General features: G+C 60.8%; 29 protein-coding genes and 1 tRNA gene. 3 read left to right on the top strand and 27 right to left on the bottom strand.

All coding sequences use genetic code 11. From position 1 onward, the window contains the following. Positions 1-85: 85 nt before the first annotated feature. From der to trmJ, 19 genes are all read right to left on the bottom strand, one after another. Positions 86-1561 carry a ribosome biogenesis GTPase Der gene (gene der, locus M5C71_RS07960; RefSeq protein WP_103498536.1) on the bottom strand — a complete coding sequence of 492 codons (1476 nt, stop codon included), beginning with the start codon at positions 1559-1561 and terminating at the stop codon, positions 86-88. Between the two features lie 267 nt (positions 1562-1828). Continuing rightward, the gene (gene bamB / locus M5C71_RS07955) at positions 1829-2980 is read right to left on the bottom strand and encodes an outer membrane protein assembly factor BamB (protein WP_248767589.1); all 1152 of its coding nucleotides are present in this window, start codon (positions 2978-2980) and stop codon (positions 1829-1831) included. After that, a complete protein-coding gene (locus M5C71_RS07950) occupies positions 2973-3614 on the bottom strand; it encodes a tetratricopeptide repeat protein (RefSeq protein WP_103498538.1) in 642 nt (213 codons plus the stop codon). Before M5C71_RS07950 ends, bamB begins: the two co-directional genes overlap by 8 nt. 40 nt (positions 3615-3654) lie before the next feature. After that, positions 3655-4944: a histidine--tRNA ligase gene (hisS, locus tag M5C71_RS07945; RefSeq protein WP_103498539.1), complete on the bottom strand. Its 1290-nt coding sequence runs from the start codon at positions 4942-4944 to the stop codon at positions 3655-3657. A 22-nt stretch (positions 4945-4966) separates the two neighbouring features. Then, the gene (gene ispG / locus M5C71_RS07940) at positions 4967-6076 is read right to left on the bottom strand and encodes a flavodoxin-dependent (E)-4-hydroxy-3-methylbut-2-enyl-diphosphate synthase (protein ID WP_100943102.1); all 1110 of its coding nucleotides are present in this window, start codon (positions 6074-6076) and stop codon (positions 4967-4969) included. 3 nt (positions 6077-6079) lie between these two features. Beyond that, the gene (locus tag M5C71_RS07935) at positions 6080-7072 is read right to left on the bottom strand and encodes a RodZ family helix-turn-helix domain-containing protein (protein ID WP_248746314.1); all 993 of its coding nucleotides are present in this window, start codon (positions 7070-7072) and stop codon (positions 6080-6082) included. Next, complete coding sequence (gene pilW, locus M5C71_RS07930; RefSeq protein WP_103498541.1) at positions 7069-7830, bottom strand: type IV pilus biogenesis/stability protein PilW; 762 nt, start codon at positions 7828-7830, stop codon at positions 7069-7071. Before pilW ends, M5C71_RS07935 begins: the two co-directional genes overlap by 4 nt. Positions 7831-7842: 12 nt before the next feature. Then, on the bottom strand, positions 7843-8991 hold the full coding sequence (gene rlmN / locus M5C71_RS07925) for a 23S rRNA (adenine(2503)-C(2))-methyltransferase RlmN (RefSeq protein WP_103498542.1): 1149 nt from the start codon (positions 8989-8991) through the stop codon (positions 7843-7845). Between the two features lie 28 nt (positions 8992-9019). After that, positions 9020-9445: a nucleoside-diphosphate kinase gene (gene ndk, locus M5C71_RS07920; RefSeq protein WP_103498543.1), complete on the bottom strand. Its 426-nt coding sequence runs from the start codon at positions 9443-9445 to the stop codon at positions 9020-9022. 88 nt (positions 9446-9533) lie between these two features. Then, entirely contained in the window at positions 9534-9734 is a 201-nt protein-coding gene (iscX, locus tag M5C71_RS07915; protein ID WP_103498544.1) for a Fe-S cluster assembly protein IscX, read from the bottom strand. A 14-nt stretch (positions 9735-9748) separates the two neighbouring features. Then, positions 9749-10090, bottom strand: coding sequence for an ISC system 2Fe-2S type ferredoxin (gene fdx, locus M5C71_RS07910; protein WP_103498545.1), 342 nt, complete (start codon positions 10088-10090; stop codon positions 9749-9751). A gap of 2 nt (positions 10091-10092) precedes the next feature. Beyond that, positions 10093-11955, bottom strand: a complete 1863-nt coding sequence (hscA, locus tag M5C71_RS07905) for a Fe-S protein assembly chaperone HscA (protein ID WP_103498546.1) — start codon at positions 11953-11955, stop codon at positions 10093-10095. Positions 11956-12006: 51 nt separating this feature from the next. Then, positions 12007-12528: a co-chaperone HscB gene (gene hscB / locus M5C71_RS07900; protein ID WP_103498547.1), complete on the bottom strand. Its 522-nt coding sequence runs from the start codon at positions 12526-12528 to the stop codon at positions 12007-12009. A gap of 11 nt (positions 12529-12539) precedes the next feature. Further along, entirely contained in the window at positions 12540-12863 is a 324-nt protein-coding gene (iscA, locus tag M5C71_RS07895; protein ID WP_010565230.1) for an iron-sulfur cluster assembly protein IscA, read from the bottom strand. A 37-nt stretch (positions 12864-12900) separates the two neighbouring features. Then, complete coding sequence (gene iscU / locus M5C71_RS07890) at positions 12901-13287, bottom strand: Fe-S cluster assembly scaffold IscU (protein ID WP_003443374.1); 387 nt, start codon at positions 13285-13287, stop codon at positions 12901-12903. Between the two features lie 101 nt (positions 13288-13388). Further along, complete coding sequence (locus M5C71_RS07885) at positions 13389-14603, bottom strand: IscS subfamily cysteine desulfurase (protein WP_103498548.1); 1215 nt, start codon at positions 14601-14603, stop codon at positions 13389-13391. Between the two features lie 50 nt (positions 14604-14653). Then, positions 14654-15145: a Fe-S cluster assembly transcriptional regulator IscR gene (gene iscR / locus M5C71_RS07880; protein WP_103498549.1), complete on the bottom strand. Its 492-nt coding sequence runs from the start codon at positions 15143-15145 to the stop codon at positions 14654-14656. A 299-nt stretch (positions 15146-15444) separates the two neighbouring features. After that, entirely contained in the window at positions 15445-16209 is a 765-nt protein-coding gene (gene cysE / locus M5C71_RS07875; protein ID WP_248767588.1) for a serine O-acetyltransferase, read from the bottom strand. Beyond that, positions 16209-16982 (bottom strand): tRNA (cytosine(32)/uridine(32)-2'-O)-methyltransferase TrmJ, encoded by a 774-nt coding sequence (trmJ, locus tag M5C71_RS07870; RefSeq protein ID WP_248767587.1) that lies wholly within the window; start codon positions 16980-16982, stop codon positions 16209-16211. Before trmJ ends, cysE begins: the two co-directional genes overlap by 1 nt. A 144-nt stretch (positions 16983-17126) precedes the next feature. Here trmJ and suhB point away from each other — a divergent pair, with 144 nt between their 5' ends. Beyond that, positions 17127-17942: an inositol-phosphate phosphatase gene (suhB, locus tag M5C71_RS07865; protein WP_152740973.1), complete on the top strand. Its 816-nt coding sequence runs from the start codon at positions 17127-17129 to the stop codon at positions 17940-17942. A 73-nt stretch (positions 17943-18015) separates the two neighbouring features. On the opposite strand, the gene M5C71_RS07860 is transcribed toward suhB, so the two are convergent. The 6 genes from M5C71_RS07860 to queA all read right to left on the bottom strand — a co-directional run bounded on the left by M5C71_RS07860 (position 18016) and on the right by queA (position 24132). Further along, entirely contained in the window at positions 18016-18582 is a 567-nt protein-coding gene (locus tag M5C71_RS07860; RefSeq protein ID WP_103498552.1) for a glycine zipper 2TM domain-containing protein, read from the bottom strand. A 124-nt stretch (positions 18583-18706) separates the two neighbouring features. Then, positions 18707-19621, bottom strand: coding sequence for a protein translocase subunit SecF (secF, locus tag M5C71_RS07855; RefSeq protein ID WP_103498553.1), 915 nt, complete (start codon positions 19619-19621; stop codon positions 18707-18709). A gap of 9 nt (positions 19622-19630) precedes the next feature. Next, complete coding sequence (gene secD / locus M5C71_RS07850; RefSeq protein ID WP_103498554.1) at positions 19631-21499, bottom strand: protein translocase subunit SecD; 1869 nt, start codon at positions 21497-21499, stop codon at positions 19631-19633. A gap of 62 nt (positions 21500-21561) precedes the next feature. After that, the gene (gene yajC / locus M5C71_RS07845; protein WP_100941399.1) at positions 21562-21900 is read right to left on the bottom strand and encodes a preprotein translocase subunit YajC; all 339 of its coding nucleotides are present in this window, start codon (positions 21898-21900) and stop codon (positions 21562-21564) included. Between the two features lie 37 nt (positions 21901-21937). Next, complete coding sequence (gene tgt, locus M5C71_RS07840; RefSeq protein WP_164886323.1) at positions 21938-23053, bottom strand: tRNA guanosine(34) transglycosylase Tgt; 1116 nt, start codon at positions 23051-23053, stop codon at positions 21938-21940. Positions 23054-23067: 14 nt separating this feature from the next. After that, entirely contained in the window at positions 23068-24132 is a 1065-nt protein-coding gene (queA, locus tag M5C71_RS07835; RefSeq protein WP_248767586.1) for a tRNA preQ1(34) S-adenosylmethionine ribosyltransferase-isomerase QueA, read from the bottom strand. 108 nt (positions 24133-24240) lie between these two features. On the opposite strand from queA, the gene M5C71_RS07830 reads away from it, so the two are divergent. Then, positions 24241-24325, top strand: a tRNA-Leu gene (locus M5C71_RS07830). Between the two features lie 291 nt (positions 24326-24616). Then, complete coding sequence (locus tag M5C71_RS07825; RefSeq protein ID WP_349294010.1) at positions 24617-24814, top strand: type II toxin-antitoxin system MqsA family antitoxin; 198 nt, start codon at positions 24617-24619, stop codon at positions 24812-24814. A gap of 85 nt (positions 24815-24899) precedes the next feature. Here M5C71_RS07825 and M5C71_RS07820 read toward each other — a convergent pair whose 3' ends face one another. Together M5C71_RS07820 and M5C71_RS07815 are read right to left on the bottom strand one after the other, a co-directional pair. Continuing rightward, complete coding sequence (locus M5C71_RS07820; protein ID WP_248767585.1) at positions 24900-25178, bottom strand: DUF3077 domain-containing protein; 279 nt, start codon at positions 25176-25178, stop codon at positions 24900-24902. 629 nt (positions 25179-25807) lie between these two features. Then, positions 25808-26647, bottom strand: coding sequence for an SDR family NAD(P)-dependent oxidoreductase (locus M5C71_RS07815; RefSeq protein WP_248767584.1), 840 nt, complete (start codon positions 26645-26647; stop codon positions 25808-25810). Positions 26648-26655 lie beyond the last annotated feature (8 nt).

Here is a 26655-nt window from a genome sequence, read left to right as displayed (position 1 = left end):
CTCTACGGGGCACGGGAGCGTTCGAGGATAACGTAAACGCCAGGCATGAAAAAGGGCGCCGAGGCGCCCGTTTTCCTGACCTGTATCAGCGTTTCTTGTCGCGACGCTTTTTATCGGCCTGCTTGTGGTGCGACATCATCCGGCGCTTCTTGTTGACCTGACGGTCAGTCAGCGCGGTCTTCTTGCCTTCGTACGGGTTCTCGCCGCCCTTGAATTCGATGCGGATCGGCGTCCCCACCAACTTCAGTACACGGCGATAGGTGTTTTCCAGGTAGCGGACATAGGACTTCGGCACCTTCTCCACCTGGTTACCGTGGATCACGATCAGCGGCGGGTTGGCCCCGCCCAAGTGCGCGTAGCGCAGCTTGATCCGACGGCTGTTGACCATCGGAGGCGCGTGCTCGGTCACCGCATCTTCGAGGATCTGGGTCAGGCGGCTGGTCGGCCAGCGGGTTACCGCCGACTTGAAGGAGTTCTGTACCGACTGGTACAGGTTACCCACGCCGGTGCCGTGCAAGGCCGAGATAAAGTGGATGTCGGCGAAGTCGACGAAGAACAACCGGCGCTCCAGCTCGATCTTGACGAAATCACGTTCGCCAGGGGTCATGCCGTCCCATTTGTTCAGGGCGATCACCAGCGCGCGACCCGACTCCAGGGCAAACCCGAGCAGGTTGAGGTCGTGGTCGACTACCCCTTCGCGGGCGTCCATGACGAAGATCACGACGTTGGCGTCCTTGATCGCCTGCAAGGTTTTCACCACGGAGAACTTTTCGACTTCCTCGTGGATCTTGCCGCGCTTACGCACACCGGCGGTGTCGATCAGCGTGTACTTCTCGTCGTTACGCTCGAACGGGATGTAGATACTGTCGCGGGTGGTGCCCGGCTCGTCATAGACGATCACCCGGTCTTCACCGAGCATGCGGTTGACCAGGGTCGACTTGCCGACGTTCGGACGACCGATGATGGCGATCTTGATGCCATCTTTTTCGCTCGGGCCGGGAATACGCTTGGCTTCTTCACCTTCGGCAACGTCTTCGATCTCGCCGTCTTCCGGCTCGTCTTCGTCGTCTTTCGGGAAGTCGCTCAGGGCGATTTCCAGCATCTGGGTGATGCCGCGACCGTGGGCACCGGCGATCGGGATCGCATCGCCCAGGCCCATCGGGCTGAATTCGGCGCGGGCCATATCCGGGTCGATGTTATCGACCTTGTTCGCCACCACGTAGGAACGCTTGTTACGTTTGCGCAGGTGCTCGCCGATCATCTGGTCAGCGGCGGTGAAGCCGGCTTTGGCATCCACCAGGAACAGCACGACATCGGCTTCTTCAATGGCCAGCAGCGACTGCTCGGCCATTTTTTCGTCCATGCCATGCTCGTCGCCGGAAATACCGCCGGTGTCGATCAGGATATAGGTGCGCCCTTGCCACTTAGCCTCACCGTATTGGCGATCACGGGTCAGACCGGACAAGTCGCCGACAATGGCGTCGCGAGTCCTGGTCAGGCGGTTGAACAGGGTGGATTTACCGACGTTCGGTCGGCCCACCAGGGCGATTACGGGAACCATGCGGCTCTCCACTTCGTTATTTCAGAAAATACAAAAGCCGCTGCAAGGCAGCGGCTGGTGCTCGGGGCAGCACCGGGAGGTGCCGCAAACCTCATGAAACGAGGCCGCCTGTGGGATCAACGCCGAACCTGTAGGAGCAAGCTTGCTCGCGATGGTCGTTAACGATAACGCGGGGCACCGGTTCTCTCGCGGTGCCCTTACGTTCATCGCGAGCAAGCTCGCTCCTACAAGTGATGCGTTGGGGTACCCCCAAGCATAGTCAAACCTTTACTTGATGGTCAGGGCTTCCAGTTTGCCGCTGTTGCCATACACGTAAATCATGTCACCCATCACCAGCGGACGTGCGCGCAGGCCGTCGCTGTCAATGCGCTCGCGACCGACGAAGCGACCGTCCACCTGGCTCAGCAGGTGCAGGTAGCCTTCGAAGTCGCCGACCGCGACGTAGCTGGAGAACACTTCCGGTGCCGACAGCTGGCGACGAGCCAGGGCGTCATTGCTCCAGATCGCCGTGGTGGAACGTTCGTCAACGCCTTCAACCGTGCCGGACGCCAAGGCGACATAAACACTGCCGAAGCCCTGGGCAACGCCCGAGTAGCTGGAAGCATCACGCTGCCAGAGCACTCGACCGCTTTCCAGCTCCAGTGCCGCCATGCGGCCCTGGTAGCTGGCGACATAGAGGTTGCCGCCGGACAACAGCAGGCCGCCGTCGATGTCGACGATGCGCTCCAGCTCCGAACGCCCTTGCGGAATGGCCACGCGGGTTTCCCACGCCGGCACGCCGCTATGGGTATCCAGGGCGACCACCTTACCGCTGGACAGACCCGCCACCGCCAGGTGGTTGGTCACGATCGGCGCACCGGTGCCACGCAGGGTCAGAACCGCCGGGGTGCTGTCGTACAACCAGCGCTGGTTGCCGGTGTCGGCATCGAGACCGATCACGCGGTCGTCCTGGGTCTGCACAACCACCACGTCACCGTTGGTGGCCGGCGGAGCCAGCACTTCGCTGGTCACCTGGGCGCGCCACTTCTGCTCGCCGCTGCTGGCATCCAGGGCAATCACTTCGCCCTTGAGGGTGCCCATCAACACCAGGCCGTAGCCGACGCCGATGGCGCCGGAAACCGGCACTTCCAGGTCTTTCTTCCACTTCACGTCGCCGTTCATGCGATCCATCGCGATCACGACGCCAGTGTCATCGGCCGCGTAGATGGTATCGCCGTCAATCGCCGGCACCAGCATGTTGTAGATCTTGCCCTGGCCGTCACCGATGGAACGGCTCCACTCTTTGTGCAGAACCACTTCTTCCTTGAAGGAGGTCAGTTCGGCCGGTGGCAGTTCTTTCTTGCTGTTGCTGCTGCAACCCGCGGCCAGAATGGCCAGAGCCAGCAATGCTGCATGTTTCCAACGGATCACGTCACGCATCCCCTTTGGCCAGGTCGTCCAGCTTGATTTGTAAGCCACCGACCGCTGCTTCATCAGACAGCGCCGCTTTGGCCTTTTGGTACGCGGCATGAGCTTCATCGGTCCGACCCAGTTGAACCAACAGGTCCCCCTTGAGTTCTTCGCGACTGGCCAGGAACGCCTTGTCAGCATCGCCATCGAGCAGTTTCAGTGCGTCGTCGACTTTGTTCTGTGCCGCCAGCACCTGGGCCAGGCGCTGACGCGCGACTTCGCCGAGGGTGATGTTGGCTGGTTTGTCGGTAATGGCTTTCAGCTCACGCGCGGCGTCGTCCAGTTTACCGGTATCGACCGCAACTTTCGCTACGAACAGACTGCCGTACTGCGCATAGGCGCTGCCGGCGAAATCGGTGTTGAGCTTGTTGGCCAGGTCCGCCACACGTCCAGGGTCGGGCTTGCCGTCCGGCGTCAGCGTGGTTTCCAGCAGTTGCTGATAAAGCATCGAGGCGCCCTGCGCCTGGTTGCTCTGGTATTTGTGCCAGGCCTGCCAGCCGAACACCACCACCAGGGCCAGCAAGCCGCCAGTGACCAAGGGTTTGCCGTTACGCTGCCACCAGTCCTTCAACTCCGCCAACTGATCATCTTCGGTACTCGACACCCCAATACTCCTTATTCTCTAAATCGGCTGTTTTACAGCTTCAACCCTGCACGACGCAGGTGGCCAAGTGCTCGGAAAGAGCCTCCCAGGCAATGCTTTGTTGCTCGCCCTGGCCACGCAGGGGTTTGAAACCTACCACTTGCTGAGCCAATTCGTCGTCACCGAGAATCAAGGCGTACAGCGCACCGCTTTTGTCAGCTTTCTTGAACTGGCTCTTGAAGCTGCCGGCACCGGCGTTGACCTGCAAACGCAGGTTCGGCAGCTGGTCACGGACCTTCTCGCTCAGGGCCAGGGCCGCGAGTTCCGCGGCCTCGCCGAAGGCGCACAGGTAGACGTCGACCTGACGGGCGATTTCTTCCGGGACCTGCTCCAGGGTTTCCAGCAGCAGGATCAACCGCTCGATACCCATGGCAAAACCCACGCCGGGAGTCGGCTTGCCGCCCATCTGCTCCACCAGGCCATCGTAGCGACCACCGGCACAGACGGTGCCCTGGGCGCCCAACTGGTCGGTGACCCATTCGAAAACGGTCTTGCTGTAGTAATCCAGCCCGCGCACCAGCTTGGGATTGATCACGTACGGGATACCGGCCGCATCGAGACGGGCCTTGAGGCCTTCGAAGTGCAGGCGCGATTCCTCGTCGAGGTAATCGGCGAGTTTCGGCGCATCCACCAGCGCGGCCTGGGTGTCCGGGTTCTTGGTGTCGAGCACCCGCAGCGGGTTGGTCTTCAGGCGGCGCTGGCTGTCTTCGTCCAACAGCTCGAGACGTGCGCTGAGGAACTCCACCAGGGCCTCGCGATAACGGCCACGGGACTCGCTGGTGCCCAGGCTGTTGAGCTCGAGCTTGACCGCGCCGCGGATGCCCAGCAGGCCCCACAGGCGCCAGGTCAGCACGATCAGCTCGGCGTCGATGTCCGGGCCGTCGATATTGAAGACTTCGCAGCCGATCTGGTGGAACTGGCGATAACGGCCTTTCTGCGGACGCTCGTGGCGGAACATCGGGCCGATGTACCAGAGCTTCTGCGGCTGACCACCACCGGTGATGCCGTGTTCCAGCACGGCGCGCACGCAGGCCGCGGTACCTTCCGGACGCAGGGTCAGGGAATCGCCGTTGCGGTCCTCGAAGGTGTACATCTCTTTTTCGACGATGTCGGTCACTTCACCGATGGAGCGTTTGAACAGCTCGGTGAACTCGACGATCGGCATGCGGATCTGCTTGTAGCCGTAGTTATCCAGCAGACGCGCGACAGTGCCCTCGAAATAGCGCCACAGGGGCGTCTGCTCGGGCAGGATGTCGTTCATGCCACGAATGGCTTGCAAAGACTTGCTCACAAAATATCCTTAAATTCTTCGATCAGCCGCGGGCGATCAGCGCCGCGTCGGCTTCGACCTTTTCGGCCGCCTTCTGCCGGATCAGCCTTTCGAGCTCATCCACCAGATTGTCATTCGTCAGTTTCTGCGCCGGCTTGCCGTCGATGTAGATCAGGTTCGGCGTGCCACCGGTGAGGCCGATATGAGCCTCTTTGGCCTCACCCGGTCCGTTGACCACACAACCGATCACAGCCACGTCCAGCGGCACCAGCAGATCTTCCAGGCGCCCTTCCAGCTCGTTCATGGTCTTGACCACATCGAAGTTCTGCCGCGAGCAGCTCGGGCAGGCGATGAAGTTGATGCCACGGGAACGCAGGTGCAGGGACTTGAGGATGTCGTAGCCGACTTTCACTTCCTCGACCGGGTCGGCCGCCAACGAGATGCGAATAGTATCGCCAATCCCTTCGGCCAGCAGCATACCGAGGCCGACGGCGGATTTCACTGTGCCTGAACGCAAACCACCGGCTTCGGTGATCCCAAGGTGCAGCGGCTGGACGATTTCCTTGGCCAGCAGGCGGTAGGCGGCTACCGCCATGAACACGTCGGAAGCCTTTACGCTGACCTTGAAGTCCTGGAAGTTCAGGCGCTCCAGGTGCTCGACATGGCGCAGGGCAGACTCCACCAGGGCCTCTGGCGTAGGCTCGCCGTACTTTTTCTGCAGGTCTTTTTCCAGGGAACCGGCGTTGACACCGATGCGGATCGGGATACCACGATCCCGGGCGGCATCGACCACCGCGCGCACGCGGTCTTCGCGACCGATATTGCCCGGGTTGATCCGCAGGCAGTCGACACCCAGTTCGGCCACGCGCAGGGCGATCTTGTAGTCGAAGTGGATATCGGCGACCAGCGGTACCTTGACCAACTGCTTGATCCGACCGAAGGCCTCGGCGGCGTCCATGTCCGGCACGGAAATGCGCACGATATCGACGCCCGCGGCTTCCAGGCGATTGATCTGCGCCACGGTGGCCGCGACGTCATTGGTGTCGCTGTTGGTCATGCTCTGCACCGCGATCGGTGCATCACCGCCTACGGGTACCGAGCCGACCCAGATTTTACGGGACTCGCGACGCTTGATAGGAGATTGGCCGTGCATGACTTATTGACCTAGCTTCAGGCGAGCGGTCTCGCCACTGGTGAACGGGGCGATATCGACCGGCTGACCGTTGTATGTGATCTGGGCACCGCGGGCATAGCCCAGGCGCACGGCAAACGGCGGCTTGCCGCTGAGCTCAAGGTTCTCGCCCTTGCGCTTGAGGCCGCTGACCAGCACCTTGCCGTTGCCGTCGGTGACCTGGGTCCAGCAATCGGCGACGAAGGTCAGGTGGACCTGGCCAGCGCCGGCCACGGGCTCGGCGGCAGCGGGTGCACCGCTGACCGGAGCGCCTGGCGCGACTGTCGACACCGGGGCTGGGGCTTGCGTCGGGGCCACCACCAGGGTCTGCGCCGAATGCGGCACAGGCACCACAGCCGGGGTCGCCGGAGTACTGGCCGCAGCCGCCGGGGCCGCAGGCTGGGCCTCGGCCGCACCTTCAGGTGCCGGCGCCTCGGAGGCCGCCTGGTTCTCGGTCACGGCCTGGTCTTCCGGCTCGTCGATCGGGTGAATCTGCGTGGTGCCGTCGGCGCTTTCGACTTCGACGTGCTCCATATTGACCGCCGCCTGATCCTTGGAGCGCAGGCTGGCCTGGTCTTGCCACCAGACGAAGCCGCCGCCGATCACGGCGATCAGCAACAGCAGGCTGACAATACGCAACAGGGTGTGGGAAAACCGCACAGGCTCTTCGATCCGCCCCAGGGCCTGGACACTGCTGCCCTGGGAATCGGTGCCGGTGCTCTGGTCGAACTGCTGGACCAGGACGGCCTGGTCCATGCCGAGCAACTTGGCGTAGGCGCGGATATAACCCCGGGCAAAGGTATGCCCCGGCAGCTTGTCGAAGGCACCGGCTTCCAGGTTGCTCAAGGACGACACCGTGAGGTTGAGCTTCACGGCCACCTCGGCCAGCGTCCAACCATTGCTTTCGCGGGCCTGACGCAGGGTCTCACCGGGGTTGACGCGAGTCGCTGCTACAAATTCGGGTTGCGCCGCTTTCATCTTTGCTCCGACAGGTATTGCTGATATTCCGGCGTACCGGGATAGAGTCGTTTTAGTTGCAAGCCGTAACTGGCGGCCTTGTCACGATCTTCGTAGATTTTCGCCAGGCGGATACCGAGCAATAGACTACGTGCATTTTGCTCGCTCAGCAGGCTGAAGCGCGCGTAATAATCGCGTGCGGGCACATAATGCCTGTCTTCGTAAGACAACTCAGCCATTTCCAGCAAAGCACGTGGCTGTTGGCGGTTCAGGCGCAGGGATTTGTCGAAATGCTGCAGGGCCAGATCGCGCTGGCCAAGGGCCAGCGCCGTCAGGCCGAGGTTTTCGAAAACCCGCGAACGTTCGGTATAGAGGCTGTCGTTGGCGGCCTGTTCAAAACGCTCGTAGGCGTCCTTGTAACGCTTGAGTTCGAACAGGAAGCTGCCGTAATTGTTGAGCGTGCGCGCATCGTTCGGACGCGAGGACAGGGCCTTGTGGAAATGCTCCTCGGCCAGTTGCGTTTCGCCTTCGGCCTGGAACACCAGCGCCAGGGCGCCGTTGGCATCCGGATCGGAGCTGTCCATCTCCAGGGCTTTCTTGAGCGGCACCTTGGCCTGCTCGGTCTGGCCTTGCTGCAGATAGCCGATGCCCAGTTGCACATAGGCCGTGCGCGCTTCATCGCGCCCCTTGCTGGTACTCAGCGGGTCGACATTACCCGTTGAAACGCAGCCGGCCAGCAGGCCGACGAATACGACAAGGAGCGCAGCGCGCAGGGTCATGGAGGTCCTCTCTCAGTTTCGGTTCGCGGCGCTTTGCCCACTTTCGGCATCGGCGCTCAGCTCACGTACGGCAATGTAGCGTTCGCTGCGACGGGTGCGATCCAGCACCTGCCCCACCAGTTGACCACAAGCCGCGTCGATGTCTTCACCGCGGGTGGTGCGTACCGTGACGTTATAGCCGGCCTGATGCAACAGATCCTGGAAACGCCGGATCGCATTGTTGCTCGGGCGCTCGTAGCCCGAATGCGGGAACGGGTTGAACGGAATCAGGTTGATCTTGCACGGCGTGTCCTTGAGCAGCTCGATCATCTCGACGGCATGCTCGACCTGGTCGTTGACATCCTTGAGCAGGGTGTACTCGATGGTCAGGACGCGCTTCTCGCCGAGGGTCGCCATGTAGCGACGGCACGACTCGAGCAACATCTTAAGCGGATACTTCTTGTTGATCGGCACCAATTGGTTACGCAATGCGTCATTCGGTGCGTGCAGCGACAGCGCCAGGGATACGTCGATGTGCTCGGCGAGCACGTCGATCATCGGAACCACGCCGGAGGTCGACAGGGTCACGCGGCGCTTGGAGATGCCGTAGCCCAGGTCGTCCATCATCAGGTGCATGGCCGCGATGACGTTGTCGAAGTTCAGCAGCGGCTCACCCATGCCCATCATCACCACGTTGGTGATGGCACGGTCGACGGTCGCCGGGACGCTGCCAAAGGATTTGTTGGCAATCCACACCTGGCCGATGACTTCGGCGGCGGTGAGGTTGCTGTTGAAGCCTTGCTTGCCGGTGGAGCAGAAACTGCAGTCCAGGGCACAGCCCGCCTGGGACGAAACGCACAAGGTGCCACGTTTGCCCTGGGGAATGTAGACGGTCTCGACGCAGCTGCCGGACGCCACGCGCACCACCCATTTACGGGTGCCGTCGGTGGAAATGTCCTCGCTGACGACTTCAGGACCGCGTACTTCAGCAACAGTCTTGAGCTTTTCACGCAAGGCCTTGCTGACGTTCGTCATGGCGTCGAAATCATCGACGCCAAAGTGGTGAATCCACTTCATGACCTGACCGGCACGGAAACGCTTCTCCCCGATTGAGTCGAAGAATTTTTCCATTTCCGGCTGAGTCAGACCCAACAGGTTTATTTTGCCGATTGATACAGTCATGGATTCACCCTCACTCGAAAGCCTTTGCTTAGCGAGCGGTTACTTCGGTAGCTGCGAAGAAGTACGAGATTTCGCGAGCGGCAGCGGCTTCGGAGTCCGAACCGTGTACAGCGTTGGCGTCGATGGAGTCAGCGAAGTCAGCACGGATGGTGCCGGCAGCGGCTTCTTTAGGGTTGGTAGCGCCCATCAGCTCACGGTTCAGAGCGATAGCGTTTTCGCCTTCCAGAACCTGGACAACAACCGGGCCGGAGATCATGAAGGCAACCAGGTCGCCGAAGAAACCACGAGCGCTGTGCTCAGCGTAGAAGCCTTCGGCTTCGGCTTTGGACAGTTGCTTCATTTTCGAAGCAACAACGCGCAGGCCGGCGTCTTCGAAACGGGAAACGATCTTGCCGATCACGTTTTTTGCAACGGCGTCAGGCTTGATGATGGAGAAAGTGCGTTGAACAGCCATGGTGTAACTCCAGAAACAGTGATTTGCCAAAAATTAAACCCGCGAATTATACGCGGGTTCCCAAGTATTGCCTAACCTGCCGCGCTGCTCAGTCGCGTTCTTCGATCCACTGGGCCTGAATGGCCTCCAGAATCTTCTCGCCGCAGTGCTCAGGCTTGTCGTCGAACTCGGGCAATTCCATCACCCACTTGCGTAGATCGACGAAGTTGACCGACATTGGATCGACTTCCGGCTTGCTTTCAGCCAGTTGAATTGCGATCTCCAGCACATCAACCCATTTCAGACTCATGATAATTCCTTGAATCAATGCGGCGCTTCGGCGGCGTGGTTGAGCGAGTACTTCGGAATCTCGACGGTCAGGTCCTCGGTCCCGACTTTGGCCTGACAGGCCAGGCGCGACTGGGCTTCCAGCCCCCAAGCCTTGTCAAGGTAGTCCTCTTCCAGCTCATCGGCCTCTTCCAGCGAGTCGAAACCTTCGCGAATCAGGCAATGGCAAGTGGTGCAGGCGCAGACACCGCCACAGGCACTTTCCATTTCAATATGGTGCTCATGGGCCAATTCGAGGATCGAGATCCCCGTTTCTGCCTCCACGACCAAGCCCTCAGGACAAAACTTCTCGTGAGGCAGAAAAATCACCTGCGGCATCGTTATTCCCCAATCTCATTCAGGTTGCGCCCCGCCAGCGCGGCTTTCACCGTCGAATCCAGGCGGCGGGCAGCAAAAGCATCGGTCACTTGCGACAGACGCTTGGTCTGCTGCTCGATGGCGTAACCATCGGTGCCTTTCATCAGTTCGGTCAGTTCCTGCACCTGCAGGTCGATGACCATGCGCTCATCGGCATCCAGCAAGCGTTCGCCATCGGCCTCCAAAGCCGCTTGCACGGCTTCGACCAGGCGCTGGGCATCGACCTGCTGCTCGCGCAGCACGCGAGCGACCTTGTCGTCACCGGCATACTGGAACGAATCCTTGAGCATCCTGGCGATTTCGCCGTCGGTCAGGCCGTAGGACGGCTTGACCTGGATGCTCGCCTCGACGCCCGAACCCAGTTCGCGGGCCGAGACATCGAGCAGACCGTCGGCATCGACCTGGAAGGTCACGCGGATCTTCGCCGCACCCGCGACCATGGCCGGAATGCCGCGCAGTTCGAAACGCGCCAGGGAACGGCAGTCACTGATCAATTCACGCTCGCCTTGCAGCACGTGAATCATCATGGCCGACTGGCCGTCTTTATAAGTAGTGAAGTCCTGGGCGCGGGCGACCGGGATGGTGGTGTTACGCGGAATCACCTTCTCCATCAGGCCGCCCATGGTCTCCAACCCCAGGGACAACGGAATCACGTCCAGCAGCAGCAATTCGCCGCCATCGCGCTTGTTGCCGGCCAGGGTATCGGCCTGGATCGCGGCACCAATGGCCACCACCTGATCCGGGTCGATCTCGGTCAACGGCTGACGGCCGAACATTTCGGCGACCGCCTCGCGAACACGCGGCACACGGGTCGAGCCGCCGACCATGACCACGGCCTGGACCTCGTCGAGCTCCACGTTCGAGTCACGCACGGCGCGTCGGCAAGCCTTGAGGCTGCGCGCAACCATGGGCTCGATCAGCGCATCGAAGACCTCACGGCTCAAGGCCGCACGCCAGTCGCCATAGACCACCTCGACCGAAGTCGCATCGGTCAGGGCTTCCTTGGCGGCGCAAGCGGTTTGCAGCAGATGACGCTGCGCACCCGGATCGAGATCGGCGGACAACCCTGCCTGCTCGATGATCCAGCCGGCAATCGCATGGTCGAAGTCATCGCCACCCAGGGCGCTGTCGCCACCGGTGGCCAGTACCTCGAAGACACCACGGGTCAGGCGCAGGATCGAAATATCGAAAGTACCGCCGCCCAGGTCATAGATGGCAACCACGCCTTCGGCGTTCTGATCCAGACCGTAAGCCACCGCCGCCGCCGTCGGCTCATTGAGCAGGCGCAGCACGTTGAGTCCGGCCAGCCGTGCCGCGTCCTTGGTTGCCTGGCGCTGGGGCTCGTCGAAATAAGCCGGCACGGTGATCACCGCGCCCACCAGTTCGCCGCCCAGGCTTGCCTCGGCGCGCAGACGCAGCACCTTGAGGATCTCGGCGGACACTTCCACCGGGCTTTTCGGGCCCTGCACGGTATCGATGAACGGCATGTGCGACTCGCCGCCGACAAAGCGGTAAGGCAGTTGTTCGCCCAGTTGCTTGACGTCCGCCAGGCCACGGCCCATCAGGCGCTTCACCGACATCACGGTATTGAGCGGATCACCGGCGGCAGCCAACTTGGCCGACTGGCCGACTTCAACGCGGTCGGCGTGATAGCGCACCGCGGACGGCAGGATCACCTGCCCGTCGGCATCGGGCAACGGCTCGGAAAGACCACTGCGCAATGCAGCGACCAGCGAATTGGTAGTGCCCAAGTCGATCCCCACAGCCAGGCGACGCTGGTGCGGTTGAGGACTCTGGCCGGGTTCGGCGATCTGCAGTAGGGCCATCGTTATCTGGACTTATCTGAATATCAGGCGTGCGACCGAGGCGGCACTGGGTTAATCGTCGAGGCGCTCTTCTAACTGGCGCACTTCGTAGGTGAGCTTGTCGAGAAACTGCATGCGCCGCATCAGGCGTTCGGCCTGTTCGCGTTGCGCGGCATCGTTCCAACAAGCTGCGAAGCTGTCGTTCAATTGATCCTGGGCGACTTTCAAGCGGCGCTTGAACGTGGCGATACCGGGCAGGTTCGCTTCGTCCTGCAACTCCTCGAGCTCCTCGCGCCATTGCATCTGCTGCATAAGGAAATCGGGGTCGTGCACCGTGACCTCCAGCGGCAACTCGCGACCGCCCATGGCGAGCAGGTAGCGCGCGCGCTTGGGAGGACTCTTGAGGGTCTGGTAGGCCTCGTTGAGGCTGGCGGACTGCTCCAGGGCCAGGCGTTGCTCACGCTCGGAAGCGTCGGCAAAGCGGTCCGGGTGCACACCGCGCGCCAGTTCTCGATAGCGCGCGGCCAACTGTTCGAGATCCAGCGTAAAGCTCGGCTGCAACTCGAATAAAGCGAAATGACAAGGAGTACCCACAACAAGAAGCCTCAGATGTTGAAGCTTTCGCCGCAGCCACATTCACCGCGCACGTTGGGGTTGTTGAACTTGAAGCCTTCGTTCAACCCTTCCTTGACGAAATCGAGCTCGGTGCCGTCCAGGTAGGTGAGGCTTTTCGGGTCGATGATCACTTTTTCGCCGTGACTCTCGAACACCTGATCTTCCGCCACCACTTCGTCGACGAACTCCAGCACATAGGCAAGGCCGGAACAGCCCGTGGTGCGAACACCCAGACGAATCCCTTCACCTTTGCCGCGCCCGTCAAGGGAGCGTCGCACGTGTCGAGCAGCCGCTTCTGTCATGCTGATAGCCATCGGTGACTCCTTACTAATCGCTTGAACGCCAGATCGTTTAGATCAGGCCTTTCTTCTGCTTGTAATCGCGAACGGCGGCCTTGATGGCGTCTTCGGCGAGGACCGAGCAGTGGATCTTCACTGGCGGCAGGGCCAGTTCTTCAGCCAGCTGAGTGTTCTTGATGGTCTCTGCTTCATCCAGAGTCTTGCCTTTCATCCACTCGGTAGCCAGGGAGCTGGAGGCGATAGCCGAACCGCAACCGTAGGTCTTGAACTTGGCGTCTTCGATGATGCCTTGCTCGTTGACCTTGATCTGCAGGCGCATCACGTCGCCGCACGCCGGAGCGCCGACCATGCCGGTGCCGACATCCGGGTCTTCGGCGTCCATCTTGCCGACGTTACGCGGGTTTTCGTAGTGGTCGATGACCTTTTCGCTGTAAGCCATGGTACTTAATCCTCACTCATCAGGGCCGCTCTCGGTCCTGTCGTTACGTCAGCCGTTGATTGCCGCGTCGCTACAGGACCTGTATGTGGCGGCTTCTTTATTTAGTGTGCCGCCCACTCGATCTTCGAGATATCGACGCCGTCTTTGAACATGTCCCACAGCGGCGACAGAGCGCGCAGCTTGGTGACGGCCTCGCAGACTTTCTGCGCGGCATAATCGATTTCTTCTTCGGTGGTGAAGCGACCGAAGGTGAAGCGGATCGAGCTGTGCGCCAGTTCGTCGTTGCGGCCCAGGGCGCGCAATACGTACGAAGGCTCCAGCGAAGCCGAGGTACAAGCGGAACCGGAGGAAACCGCGAGATCCTTGAGCGCCATGATCAGCGACTCGCCTTCGACGTAGTTGAAGCTCAGGTTCAGGTTGTGCGGTACACGGGCGGTCATGCTGCCGTTGATGTACAGCTCTTCCAGATGCTCGACCTGCTTGTAGAAGCGGTCGCTCAAGGCTTTGATGCGCAGGTTCTCGGCAGCCATGTCTTCCTTGGCCACGCGGAACGCTTCGCCCATGCCGACGATCTGGTGGGTCGCCAGGGTACCGGAACGCATGCCGCGCTCGTGACCGCCGCCGTGCATGGTCGCTTCGAGGCGAACACGCGGCTTGCGGCTGACGTACAGCGCGCCGATGCCTTTAGGGCCGTAGGTCTTGTGGGCCGAGAAGGACATCAGGTCGACTTTCAGCTTCTGCAGGTCGATATCGACCTTGCCGGTGGACTGAGCGGCATCGACGTGGAACAGCACGCCACGGGAGCGGGTCAGCTCGCCGATGGCGGCGATGTCGTTGACGGTGCCGATCTCGTTGTTCACGTGCATGATCGAGACCAGGATGGTGTCGTCGCGCAGGGCGGCTTCAACCATGGCCGGAGTGATCAGGCCATCTTCACGAGGCTCGATGTAGGTGACTTCGAAACCTTCGCGCTCCAGTTGGCGCATGGTGTCGAGGACCGCCTTGTGTTCGATCTTGCTGGTGATCAGGTGCTTGCCCTTGGTGCCGTAGAAATGCGCAACCCCCTTGATCGCCAGGTTGTCGGACTCGGTGGCACCGGAGGTCCAGACGATTTCACGCGGGTCGGCATTGACCAGGTCGGCCACCTGGCGACGGGCGTTTTCCACGGACTCTTCGGCTTTCCAGCCGAACACGTGAGAACGGGACGCCGGGTTACCGAAGTTTCCGTCGACCAGCAGGCATTCACTCATTTTTTGCGCGACACGCGGATCAACCGGGGTAGTCGCTGAGTAATCAAGGTAAATCGGCAATTTCATGGATACTCTCCTAAATCAGGCTGGCTGGCGCACCGTTGGCTCTTTGGCTGTCATTCGACGGTGGACGCTTCGATCTTGTCCAGGTGTAGCGCCCTGCTATTACCGCGGCGCTGATCCTGACGCTGGGCGACTTCTTGCACTTCACGGCGAGTGACAAGGTCCGCCAAGCTGATACCGCTGAGAAATTCGTGGATCTGCAGGCTGAGGTCGCACCACAGATGGTGGGTCAGGCAGGTATCGCCGCCATGGCAATCGCCCAGCCCCTGGCATTTGGTGGCGTCGACCGATTCGTTCACGGCATCGATCACCTGAGCGACCTGGATCCCCTGCATGTCACGCGACAGCTGGTAGCCGCCGCCGGGACCGCGCACACTGGACACTAGGTTGCTGCGGCGCAACTTGGCGAAAAGCTGTTCGAGGTAGGACAGGGAGATGCCTTGGCGCTCGGAGATATCGGCCAGAGACACCGGCCCGCGTTGCGCGTGCAACGCCAGGTCGAGCATGGCGGTCACGGCGTATCGGCCTTTTGTAGTCAGTCGCATGGACAGGTACCACGGAGTTACGGGATCGGTATGGGGAAGAGTATGCTATTCCCGAGTATTTAAGTCAACTATAAGACCTAGTGCTTTAGTCGGGTTTACCGCGAAAAGCGCGCGCAAATTGTAGCAAAGTCTGGGGCGTAATGGCATTGCGCTGGACCGATGGATTTTTGCTACCTGTGAGGGCCTCTTCGCGGGCAAGCCCTGCTCCTACAGTCCGGTGTCGAGCACTTATCTTGCGTCCGACACAAACCTGTAGGAGCAGGGCTTGCCCGCGAAAAGGCCAGCAGCCCCAACGAAGATCAACCCGCCTTGGCCTTCACCTCGACAAACCCATCACACTGCAACTCCGGCAGCTCCTTGGCGCAATAGGTGCTGCCCAGATCCTTCAGCGCCCCGCACATACCCTCCAGACGACCATCCACCGCCTGCAAGTGATCGAGCAACTGGCCAATGGCCCGCGCCACCGGGTCCGGCATGTCTTCGCTGACGCCATAGGCATCGAAACCAATCTTCTCCGCCATGGCCTTGCGCTTGGCTTCGACCTGATCGTCGGCCTTCATGATGATCCGCCCAGGAATCCCCACTACGGTCGCACCGGCCGGCACCGCCTTGGTCACCACCGCATTGGACCCGACCTTGGCCCCGGCACCGACGGTAAACGGCCCGAGCACCTTGGCACCGGCGCCCACCACCACGCCATCCTCCAAAGTCGGATGACGCTTGCCCTTGTTCCAACTGGTACCGCCCAGGGTCACTCCCTGGTAGATGGTCACGTCATCGCCGATCTCGGCGGTCTCGCCGATCACAATGCCCATGCCATGGTCGATAAAGAACCGCCGCCCGACCTTGGCCCCGGGGTGGATCTCGATGCCGGTCAGCCAACGACCGAAGTTCGACACCACCCGCGCCAGCCACTTCCAGCCCATGCCCCACAAGGCATGACCCAGGCGATGCAGCCAGATGGCATGCAGGCCCGGGTAGCAGGTCAGCACTTCGAAGGCATTACGCGCCGCCGGATCACGGTGGAATACGCTCTGGATATCTTCTCGCAAACGCTCGAACATCACTGATCCTTCCGCTTAAGGAGCTCGCCCCGGGCCGCTTTTTCGGTTTCCGTGAGGATGCCCCGCAAAATATTCATCTCGGCGCGACTGACCGAACTGCGCCCGTACAGGCGACGCAACCGTGCCATCAAATGGCGCGGTTTTTCGGGGTCGAGGAAGTCGATGGCCACCAGGGTCTGTTCCAGATGGCCGTAAAACCGCTCCATCTCGTCCATGGTCGCCAGCTCTTCGCTGCGCGTCGACGCCACTTCATGCTTCTCTACCTTGCTCGGCTGCCCGACGGCCGCCAGCCAGGACATCCGCACTTCATAGCTCAGCACCTGCACCGCCGTGGCGAGGTTGAGCGAACTGAAGTCCGGATCGGACGGGATATGTACGTGATAATGACATCGCTGCAGCTCGTCGTTGGTCAGGCCGGAATCTTCACGACCGAACACCAGTGCGATCTCGGCGCCCTGCCCGGCCTCCTCGACCACCTTCAACCCGGATTCACGGGGATCGAGCAACGGCCACGGAATCCGCCGATCGCGAGCACTGGTACCAAACACCAGGTTGCAACCGACCAATGCGTCTTCCAAGGTGGTGACGACTTGCGCGTTTTCAAGGATATCGGTAGCACCGGAAGCCCGTGCATCGGCTTCAGCGGACGGAAAGATCCGCGGCTCCACCAGCACCAGGCGCGACAGCCCCATGTTCTTCATGGCCCGCGCGGCCCCGCCGATATTGCCCGGATGACTGGTATTGACCAGGACAACACGAATATTTTGCAGCACGAGAGACACTCTCAGACTCGGCGAAGGGGAGCAAATCTTACAGAAGCACTGGGGATTGCGCCACGAGCGCCAACGTCGTCCTTCTCCCCCGGGACTTTTCTGGTAGAATGTTCGGCTTTCTTTAACACTCTAGGTGAAACGTCCATGCAGCCCATGCTGAATATCGCGCTGCGCGCCGCCCGCAGCGCCAGTGAATTGATTTTCCGCTCCATCGAGCGCCTGGATACCATCAAGGTCGACGAAAAAGACGCCAAGGACTATGTGTCCGAAGTGGATCGCGCCGCCGAGCAGAAAATTATCGACGCGCTGCGCAAGGCCTATCCGACCCACGCCATTCGTGGCGAAGAAACCGGCTTCCACGCCGGCAGCGGCGAAGGCGAAGAATACCTGTGGATCATCGACCCACTGGATGGCACCACCAACTTCCTGCGTGGCATCCCGCACTTCGCGGTCAGCATCGCCTGCAAATACCGTGGTCGACTGGAACACGCCGTGGTCCTCGACCCGGTTCGCCAGGAAGAATTCACCGCCTCCCGTGGCCGTGGCGCCCAGCTCAATGGCCGTCGCCTGCGCGTCAGCGGTCGCACCAGCCTGGACGGCGCCCTGCTGGGTACCGGCTTCCCGTTCCGTGACGACCAGATGGACAACCTGGACAACTACCTGGGCATGTTCCGCGCCCTGGTCGGCCAGACCGCCGGCATCCGCCGCGCCGGTGCCGCGAGCCTGGACCTGGCCTATGTGGCCGCCGGTCGTTTCGATGCGTTCTGGGAATCGGGCCTGTCCGAGTGGGACATGGCGGCAGGCGCCCTGCTGATCCAGGAAGCCGGCGGCCTGGTGAGCGACTTCACCGGCGGTCACGATTTCCTGGAAAAAGGCCATATCGTTGCCGGTAACACCAAGTGCTTCAAGGCCGTACTGACGGCGATCCAGCCGCACCTGCCGGCTTCGCTGAAGCGCTAAGCTTTCGCCGGACACAAAAATGCCCCGTATCTTGCGATACGGGGCATTTTTTATGTCCCTACAACAGTAGCCGTTACTGGCCCGGCTGCGGAGCTGGCTGACCCTGGTTCTGACTCAGGACCAGATGACCGTCCTTGTCCACCGGGATCTGGTTGCCCGGATCACGGTCCATCCGGATCTTGCCTTCCTTGCCGCCCAACTGATAACGCACGTCGTAGCCGACCACCTTGTCGCTGACATCATTGACCGTGTTGCAGCGTTTCTGGGTCGTGGTGTAGGTGTCACGCTCCTGCATGCCCTCCTGCACCTTGTTACCGGCATAACCGCCGCCGACCGCACCGACCACGGTGGCCAGGGTCTTGCCGCGACCGCCGCCGACCAGGCTGCCAAGCAGACCACCGCCGACCGCACCCAGTGCGGTACCGGCCAGGCGATGCTCATCCTGGACTGGCTTCTGTCGGGTCACCGCGACGTCTTCACAGACCTGACGCGGGGTCTTGATCTGGGTCTTGACCGGCTCTACCGCCAATACTTGCGCATACTCAGGGCCGCTTTTCACCAGGCTGTAGGTGGCAACAGCACCTCCGGCAGTGACACCGACAGCACCCAATACCGCACCCACCAGCAACGACTTGTTCACGTGAACCTCCTGACCATCACAAGTGGATCGGTGCCCACTCTTCTCTATGGCTTTGGAGTACAAAAAAAGGCGCGAGTTCAACACTCGCGCCTTTATCAGCAAACAGCCCGAAGAAAGATTTCCGTCAAGGACGGTCGTCAACTTCCTTCTGGGTATTGGCCGGAGGAATCAAGTCCTCGCTGTTCAGGTTCAGCCAGATCAGCACCACGTTGGCGATGTAGATCGACGAGTAGGTACCCGCCAACACCCCGACAAACAGGGCGATGGAGAAACCGAACAGGTTATCGCCGCCGAAGAACAGCAGCGCGGAAATCGCCAGCAAGGTGGAGATCGACGTCGCCATGGTCCGCAGCAGGGTCTGGGTGGTCGAGACGTTGATGTTCTCGATCAGAGTAGCCTTGCGCAGCACACGGAAGTTCTCACGCACCCGGTCGAAGACCACGATGGTGTCATTGAGCGAGTAACCGATGATCGCCAGTACCGCCGCCAGCACCGTCAGGTCAAAGGTGACCTGGAAGAACGAGAGGATACCCACTGTCACCACCACGTCGTGCACCAGCGAGACGATGGCGCCCACCGCAAACTTCCACTGGAAGCGGAACGCCAGGTAGATCAATACGCCGCCCAGCGCCATGAGCATGCCGAGGCCGCCCTGGTCGCGCAACTCTTCACCCACCTGCGGGCCGACGAACTCGACGCGCTTGATCTGCGCCGGGTTATCGCCGCCGACCTTCTGCAGCGCCTCGGCCACCTGATGGCCCAGCTGCGGGTCCGCACCCGGCATCCGCACCAGCAGGTCGGTGGTCGCGCCAAAACTCTGCACGATCGCCTCGTGATAACCGGACTCGTTCAGTTGCTCGCGCACTTTGGAGACATCCGCCGCATGCTCGTAGGTCAGCTCGATGAGCGTACCGCCGGTGAAGTCCAGGCCGTAGTTCAACCCCTTGTGGAAGCAGCTGAACAAGGCCAATGCGGTGAGAAACAGGGTGAAGCCGAACGCAACGTTGCGAACACCCATGAAGTTGATAGTACGTAACATGGCAGCCCCTTAAATCCACAACTTCTTGAAGTCACGACCGCCGAAGATCAGGTTGACCATCGCGCGGGTCACCAGAATGGCCGTGAACATCGAGGTAAAGATCCCGAGGGACATGGTCACCGCAAAACCTTTGACCGGGCCGGTGCCCATGGCAAAGAGGATGCCGCCCACCAACAGCGTGGTCAGGTTGGCGTCGATAATCGCCGTGAACGCACGACCAAAGCCTTCGTTGATCGCTCGCTGCACCGTCATTCCCGCGGCGATCTCTTCACGTATCCGCGAGAAGATCAGCACGTTGGCGTCCACCGCCATCCCCATGGTCAGGACGATACCGGCGATACCCGGCAGGGTCAGGGTTGCCCCCAGCAGGGACATCAGCGCCAGCAAGGCGACCATGTTGAAGGCCAGGGCCACGGTGGCGATGATGCCGAAGAAGCGGTAGATGGCGATGATGAACAGCGAGACGAACAGCATGCCCCACAGCGACGCATCGATACCCTTGGTGATGTTGTCGGCACCCAGGCTTGGACCGATGGTACGTTCTTCAGCGAAGTACATCGGTGCGGCCAGACCACCGGCACGCAGCAGCAGCGCCAACTCCGAGGACTCGCCCTGGCCGTTCAGGCCGGTGATGCGGAACTGACTGCCCAGCGGCGACTGGATGGTCGCCAGGCTGATGATCTTCTTCTCTTCCTTGAAGCTCTGCACCGGCACGTCTTTCTCGACGCCGTTCACAACCTGCTTGGTGTAGGTGGTGATCGGCTTCTGCTCGATGAAGATCACCGCCATGCTGCGACCGACGTTGCTGCGGGTCGCGCGGCTCATCAGTTCGCCACCGTGACCATCAAGCTTGATGTTCACCTGCGGACGACCGTGCTCGTCGAAGCCGGCCTTGGCATCGGTCACCTGGTCACCGGTGATGATCAGGCCACGCTCGATCTGCGCCGGAGGACGATTGCCTTCACGGAACTCGAACTCTTCGGAAGTGGCCTTCGAAGCACCCGCATCAGCGGCCAGACGGAACTCCAGGTTGGCGGTCTTGCCGAGGATCCGCTTGGCTTCAGCCGTGTCCTGTACGCCTGGCAGTTCGACCACGATGCGGTTGGCACCCTGACGTTGCACCAGCGGCTCGGCCACACCCAGCTCGTTGACGCGGTTACGGACCGTGGTCAAGTTCTGCTTGATGGAGTATTCGCGGATTTCCGCCAGCTTGGCCGGGGTCATCGCCAGACGCAGTACCGGCTGCTCGCCGAGGTCGGCCGTTACAATGTCGAAATCGTTGAAGTTCTTGCGAATCAGCGCACGGGCCTGTTCACGGGTATCCGCGTCAGCAAAGCCCAACTGGATGGCGCCATTGAACGGTGGCAGGGTGCGATAACGCACACGCTCCTTGCGCAACAGGCTCTTGACGTCGCCGTCATAGACTTTCAGGCGGGCGTCGACGGCTTTTTCCATGTCCACTTCCAGCAGGAAGTGCACACCACCGGACAAGTCCAGACCCAGCTTCATCGGGTGCGCGCCAAGGCTGCGCAACCATTGTGGTGTGGTCTGCGCCAGGTTCAGGGCCACGACATAGTCGTCGCCGAGGGCTTTACGCACCACGTCCTTGGCCGGCAGTTGGTCTTCCTGCCTGGTCAGACGAATCAGGCCGCCCTTGCCGCCGGCAGCCAGCGTGGCGCCCTTGACGGTGATCTTGGCGTCGGTAAGCGCCTGGCTCACGCGGTCCAGATCGGCCTGGGTGACCTGCAGTGCAGTGCTTGCGCCGCTGACCTGGATCGCCGGATCGTCTGGATAGAGATTGGGAGCGGAATAAATAAAACCGACCGCCAGCACCGCCAGGATCAGTAGGTATTTCCACAGAGGGTATTTGTTCAGCATCACGCCGCCCGCTTATGACGCGGGGCGCCTTGCGCGCCCCGTCGATTGTTAAGAGTTGAAACCTAGATCGCTTTCAGCGTGCCTTTAGGCAGAGTGGCCGCGATGGCACCCTTCTGAAACTTCATTTCGACGGTGTCGGAGACTTCCAGAACCACGAAATCGTCGCTCACTTTGGTGATCTTGCCGGCGATACCGCCGGTAGTGACCACTTCGTCACCCTTGGCCAGGTTGCCCAGCAGGTTCTTCTGCTCCTTGGCGCGCTTGGCCTGCGGACGCCAGATCATCAGGTAGAAGATGACCAGGAAGCCGACCAGGAAGATCCATTCGAAACCACCGCCCATCGGGCCTGCAGCAGCAGGCGCGGCGCCGTCGGCGAACGCGTTAGAGATGAAAAAGCTCATTTAGCACTCCAGTTGCAATCATTCAATTCTGAAAAATTCAGTCCAAAGGCGGTACGGGAAGCCCGCGTTTGGCGTAGAAGGCATCGACAAAGGCGGCCAATGTACCCTGTTGAATAGCCTCGCGCAAACCAGCCATCAGGCGCTGGTAATGGCGCAAATTGTGGATCGTATTCAACATGCTCCCCAGCATTTCGCCGCACTTGTCCAAATGATGCAGATAAGCACGGGAGAAGTTCTGGCAGGTGTAGCAATCGCAGGTCGGATCCAGCGGCGATTCATCATGGCGATGGAACGCGTTGCGGATCTTCAGCACGCCGGTATCGATGAACAGGTGCCCATTGCGGGCATTACGGGTTGGCATCACGCAATCGAACATGTCCACCCCGCGGCGCACACCCTCCACCAGATCTTCCGGCTTGCCAACGCCCATAAGGTAACGAGGTTTGTCAGCAGGCATCAGGCCGGGCAGGTAATCCAGCACCTTGATCATTTCGTGCTTGGGCTCGCCCACCGACAGGCCGCCGATGGCCAGGCCGTCGAAGCCGATCTGGTCGAGGCCTTCGAGGGAGCGCTTGCGCAGGCTTTCGTGCATGCCGCCCTGGACGATGCCGAACAACGCGGCGGTGTTTTCGCCGTGGGCGTTTTTCGAGCGCTGGGCCCAACGCAGCGACAGCTCCATGGACACACGGGCGACGTCTTCGTCAGCCGGGTACGGGGTGCACTCGTCGAAAATCATCACGATGTCCGAGCCCAGGTCGCGCTGGACCTGCATCGACTCTTCCGGGCCCATGAAGACCTTGGCGCCGTCGACCGGCGAGGCGAAGGTCACGCCCTCCTCCTTGATCTTGCGCATGGCGCCCAGGCTGAACACCTGGAAACCACCGGAGTCGGTGAGGATCGGGCCTTTCCACTGCATGAAATCGTGCAGGTCGCCGTGGGCCTTGATCACCTCGGTGCCGGGACGCAGCCACAGATGGAAGGTGTTGCCGAGGATGATTTCGGCGCCGGTGGCGACGATATCCCGAGGCAGCATGCCCTTGACCGTGCCGTAGGTGCCCACGGGCATGAAGGCCGGGGTTTCGACGGTACCGCGGGGGAAGGTCAGGCGACCGCGACGCGCCTTGCCATCAGTGGCGAGTAGCTCGAACGACATACGACAGGTGCGACTCATGCTTGGTCCTCTGGGGCCCGATCCTTGGGTGCGGCAGGCGCCGGGTTGCGGGTGATGAACATCGCATCACCGTAGCTGAAGAAGCGGTAGCCGTTGTCCACGGCGGCCTTGTAGGCGGCCATGGTCTCGGGGTAACCGGCGAAGGCCGAAACCAGCATCAGCAGCGTGGATTCGGGCAGGTGGAAATTGGTCACCAGGGCGTCGACCACATGGAAGGGACGCCCAGGGAAGATAAAGATGTCGGTGTCGCCGCTGAACGGCTTGAGCACGCCATCGCGGGCAGCGCTTTCCAGCGAACGGACGCTGGTGGTGCCCACGGCGATCACCCGGCCGCCGCGCGCGCGGCAGGCGGCGACGGCGTCGACCACTTCCTGGCTGACTTCCAGCCATTCATGGTGCATGTGGTGGTCTTCAAGACGCTCCACGCGAACCGGCTGGAAGGTCCCGGCGCCGACGTGCAGGGTGACGAAAGCGCGTTCAACGCCCTTGGCGGCGATGGCATCCAGCAGCGGCTGATCGAAATGCAGCCCGGCGGTGGGCGCGGCCACGGCGCCGAGGCGTTCGGCATAGACGGTCTGATAGCGCTCGCGGTCGGCGCCTTCGTCGGGACGGTCTATATAAGGAGGCAACGGCATATGGCCGACGCGTTCCAGCAGCGGCAGCACTTCTTCGGCGAAGCCCAGTTCGAAGAGCGTGTCGTGGCGGGCGAGCATCTCGGCTTCGCCGCCGCCATCGATCAGGATCTTCGAGCCGGGTTTCGGCGACTTGCTGGAGCGCACATGGGCCAGCACGCGGTGGGTATCGAGGACCCGTTCCACGAGGATTTCCAACTTGCCGCCGGAGGCTTTCTGGCCGAACAGGCGGGCCGGAATGACCCGGGTATTGTTGAACACCATCAGATCGCCTGGGCGTAAATGCTCAAGCAAATCAGTAAATTGACGGTGTGCGAGAGCGCCGCTGGGGCCGTCGAGGGTCAGCAGGCGACTGAGGCGTCGCTCGGCCAGGGGATGGCGAGCGATCAGGGAATCGGGGAGCTCGAAAGTAAAGTCAGCGACGCGCATGATGGGGTTCGTTCAGCAGGGCCGGGAAGTTTAGCGGAAATCGTAAAAATTGACCACGAAAGCCGATTGACCAACGGTAATCACGTCTCTATACTTCGCCGCCATTGAGCCCTGATGGCGGAATTGGTAGACGCGGCGGATTCAAAATCCGTTTTCGAAAGGAGTGGGAGTTCGAGTCTCCCTCGGGGCACCATCTTAAAAAAAGACCTTGAATTTCAAGGTCTTTTTTTCGCCTACAGAAAAGCGAAAGGCACCACGATCCCTATAGGAGCCGAGCTTGCTCGCGAAGAACGATAACGCGGTGAGCCTGCCGTGCGCCGCCGCCAATCCCGACATCAATCGAAGATCGCCCGGTCCTTAACCCCTCTTCCCACGCAACATCCCCTGCGTCAAATTACCGATCAGCGCCTTGCCCATCACCCCGGCTATCGGGGCATCCGTAACCTGCTCTCGAATACCGCCCTAAAGCGATTCAAATCTTGAAATACACCCCCAAATCCACGATACCCGCGACCTGCCCTACACCTACCAGGGCGAAACCACGGTCATCACTTCGGTGACAGGAGACGTCTGTCCGGCCTGCGCCGAGTCTGTCCTGGATACGGCCGAATCGGATCGTGTCATGCGCGAAATGCAATCAGTCTCGAAACAGGCCCATGCAGCTAACGCACCGCTCCTGTAGGAGCAAGCTTGCTCGCGATGAACGATAACGCGGTGAGCCTGCCAACACCCACCGCCAAAATCGGCATCAACCGAAAACTACCTGCCTACACCGACGCCTCGCGCAACATCCCCTGCGTCAAATCATCAATAACCGCCTTGCCCATCTCGCCCAAGTAATGCGATGCCCAGGCATAGCGTTCGCCGTCGCTTTCCAGGGCGGCATCGAGGGAGAGTGCTTTGGCGCAATAGAGCAGGAGGGAGGCGTGCTCCATGGCTTCCAGAATGGGAACGCCTGGGTTCACACGGAATAGTTCACGACCTTGGGAGCCGCACTGGGAAAAGGTAATGACGCCGAGGGTTTTGCTTGTAGGTGGATTGCTCATTGGGCACCTCCGGCGAATGCATGGATGCTGGAGACTTGAAGCTGAAGCTCTTGAGTCGAAACGTTCATGCGCTACTCCTACCGTAGAAGAAAGCGCCAGCAATCTAATCGATGATGGCGCCTATGCGCCTATCTTCTGTTCCACGGGTTTCCAGGCCCGGTCGCTGAGTTGGCAGCGACAGGGAAAAGGTAGCGCGCACAGTAGGGAGCCGCAATGTGAGTGGCGGAGGTATGTAAGTCGAAAAATTTCAGTCGGCATAGAAGATCGTTCACAGCCCCAAGCTAGATGGCGATCTACCCGAAGTGCATTACGATCATTCAGGGATGACGTCTTGGGCTGCGACCAAAATAAATCCGTCACCATTTCCGTATTCGTAGCTTTCCACTGCAAAAATCGAAGACAGCTTTCGGCCGATTCTGTTGAAAAAGTCGACCAGGGCCGACGGTCCATGTATTGAGCGGTGAAAACGTCATTTTTGCACGCTGCTACGTGAAATCTGAGTCCTGCACCCGCTGCTCAAGACACGGATTTCAATCTCAGACGCGTATTTTTCTGCCGTGAAAACCGAAACCGACTTTTTCAACAGAATCGGCCAGAAGCGGCCCTTTGTCCAACCTGCTACGCTGATCTCACAAGACCTTGCCTTCATCACTGAGTCTTACCGCTTCTGCGACTTTGCCAGCATTAAAGCCAATCCGCTCAATAAGTCGGCGTAGCAAGCCTGGCGCTCTCGCCACCAGCCCCTGGCTGCGTGGCACCGTCACTAGGTCACGCCTCTGCTCAATGCACTCCACCAGGGCGGTGACCACCCTCTCCAGTGCTACGAACTGCCAGATCCCCTGATGATTGTTCCAGACTAGGGTGGAAGACGGCCCAGCGATGACTGCCTCCATCATCGGCGTCTGGAAGAAGGTCGGGTGGAGTGATCCGACGCCCACGCCGTGCTGACGAAGCTCCAGGCGCAAGCTGTTACATAGGGCCCAAACTCCAGCCTTGCTGGCGGTGTAGGCTGTATTCAATGGCGAATGAACGAAAGCGGCCATGGACGAGATGGCCAGTAGATAGCCCTGGCGCCCCTTAACGTAGGGCAGCGCAGCGCGGAAGGTGCGGGCCACGCCGTTAAGGTTGATATCGATGACCCGCTCAAACGTGGCTGGATCGATGTACTCCAGGGCAACCACCGAGCTGACGCCAGCGCCGGCGACCACGACATCAATTGCGCCGAAGTGCTGCGCAGCCTTCTTCAGAGCTGTCTCCAGACTCTCAATCGAGCGCACGTTGGCCACCCAACCGGCAGCGACATCAGGTCCACCCAACGCCGCAGCCATAACGCTCAGGCTATCCAGATCAAGATCTAGCAAGACCAGCTTCGCGCCTTTGTCGCGCAGTGCCTGCGCGGCGGCCCTGCCGAGCCCCCCTGTGGCGCCGGTGATGGCAATGACGCGGCCGTTCAGCGAGTAGCTTTTCATGTGTGAAC

The organism is Pseudomonas sp. MWU12-2345 (assembly GCF_023242385.1).
Taxonomy (GTDB): domain Bacteria; phylum Pseudomonadota; class Gammaproteobacteria; order Pseudomonadales; family Pseudomonadaceae; genus Aquipseudomonas; species Aquipseudomonas gingeri_D.
The sequence above is the reverse complement of the archived record's forward strand: the minus strand, read 5'-3'. Positions and strand labels throughout refer to the sequence as shown.

Coding starts and splice junctions, on each gene's coding strand:
- der (WP_103498536.1), bottom strand. CDS start 1,561: ATGGTTCCCGTAATCGCCCTGGTGGGCCGACCGAACGTCGGTAAATCC.
- bamB (WP_248767589.1), bottom strand. CDS start 2,980: ATGCGTGACGTGATCCGTTGGAAACATGCAGCATTGCTGGCTCTGGCC.
- ispG (WP_100943102.1), bottom strand. CDS start 6,076: ATGCACGGCCAATCTCCTATCAAGCGTCGCGAGTCCCGTAAAATCTGG.
- M5C71_RS07935 (WP_248746314.1), bottom strand. CDS start 7,072: ATGAAAGCGGCGCAACCCGAATTTGTAGCAGCGACTCGCGTCAACCCC.
- pilW (WP_103498541.1), bottom strand. CDS start 7,830: ATGACCCTGCGCGCTGCGCTCCTTGTCGTATTCGTCGGCCTGCTGGCC.
- rlmN (WP_103498542.1), bottom strand. CDS start 8,991: ATGACTGTATCAATCGGCAAAATAAACCTGTTGGGTCTGACTCAGCCG.
- ndk (WP_103498543.1), bottom strand. CDS start 9,445: ATGGCTGTTCAACGCACTTTCTCCATCATCAAGCCTGACGCCGTTGCA.
- iscX (WP_103498544.1), bottom strand. CDS start 9,734: ATGAGTCTGAAATGGGTTGATGTGCTGGAGATCGCAATTCAACTGGCT.
- fdx (WP_103498545.1), bottom strand. CDS start 10,090: ATGCCGCAGGTGATTTTTCTGCCTCACGAGAAGTTTTGTCCTGAGGGC.
- hscA (WP_103498546.1), bottom strand. CDS start 11,955: ATGGCCCTACTGCAGATCGCCGAACCCGGCCAGAGTCCTCAACCGCAC.
- iscA (WP_010565230.1), bottom strand. CDS start 12,863: ATGGCTATCAGCATGACAGAAGCGGCTGCTCGACACGTGCGACGCTCC.
- iscU (WP_003443374.1), bottom strand. CDS start 13,287: ATGGCTTACAGCGAAAAGGTCATCGACCACTACGAAAACCCGCGTAAC.
- M5C71_RS07885 (WP_103498548.1), bottom strand. CDS start 14,603: ATGAAATTGCCGATTTACCTTGATTACTCAGCGACTACCCCGGTTGAT.
- iscR (WP_103498549.1), bottom strand. CDS start 15,145: ATGCGACTGACTACAAAAGGCCGATACGCCGTGACCGCCATGCTCGAC.
- cysE (WP_248767588.1), bottom strand. CDS start 16,209: ATGTTCGAGCGTTTGCGAGAAGATATCCAGAGCGTATTCCACCGTGAT.
- suhB (WP_152740973.1), top strand. CDS start 17,127: ATGCAGCCCATGCTGAATATCGCGCTGCGCGCCGCCCGCAGCGCCAGT.
- secF (WP_103498553.1), bottom strand. CDS start 19,621: ATGTTACGTACTATCAACTTCATGGGTGTTCGCAACGTTGCGTTCGGC.
- secD (WP_103498554.1), bottom strand. CDS start 21,499: ATGCTGAACAAATACCCTCTGTGGAAATACCTACTGATCCTGGCGGTG.
- yajC (WP_100941399.1), bottom strand. CDS start 21,900: ATGAGCTTTTTCATCTCTAACGCGTTCGCCGACGGCGCCGCGCCTGCT.
- tgt (WP_164886323.1), bottom strand. CDS start 23,053: ATGTCGTTCGAGCTACTCGCCACTGATGGCAAGGCGCGTCGCGGTCGC.
- queA (WP_248767586.1), bottom strand. CDS start 24,132: ATGCGCGTCGCTGACTTTACTTTCGAGCTCCCCGATTCCCTGATCGCT.
- M5C71_RS07820 (WP_248767585.1), bottom strand. CDS start 25,178: ATGAGCAATCCACCTACAAGCAAAACCCTCGGCGTCATTACCTTTTCC.
- M5C71_RS07815 (WP_248767584.1), bottom strand. CDS start 26,647: ATGAAAAGCTACTCGCTGAACGGCCGCGTCATTGCCATCACCGGCGCC.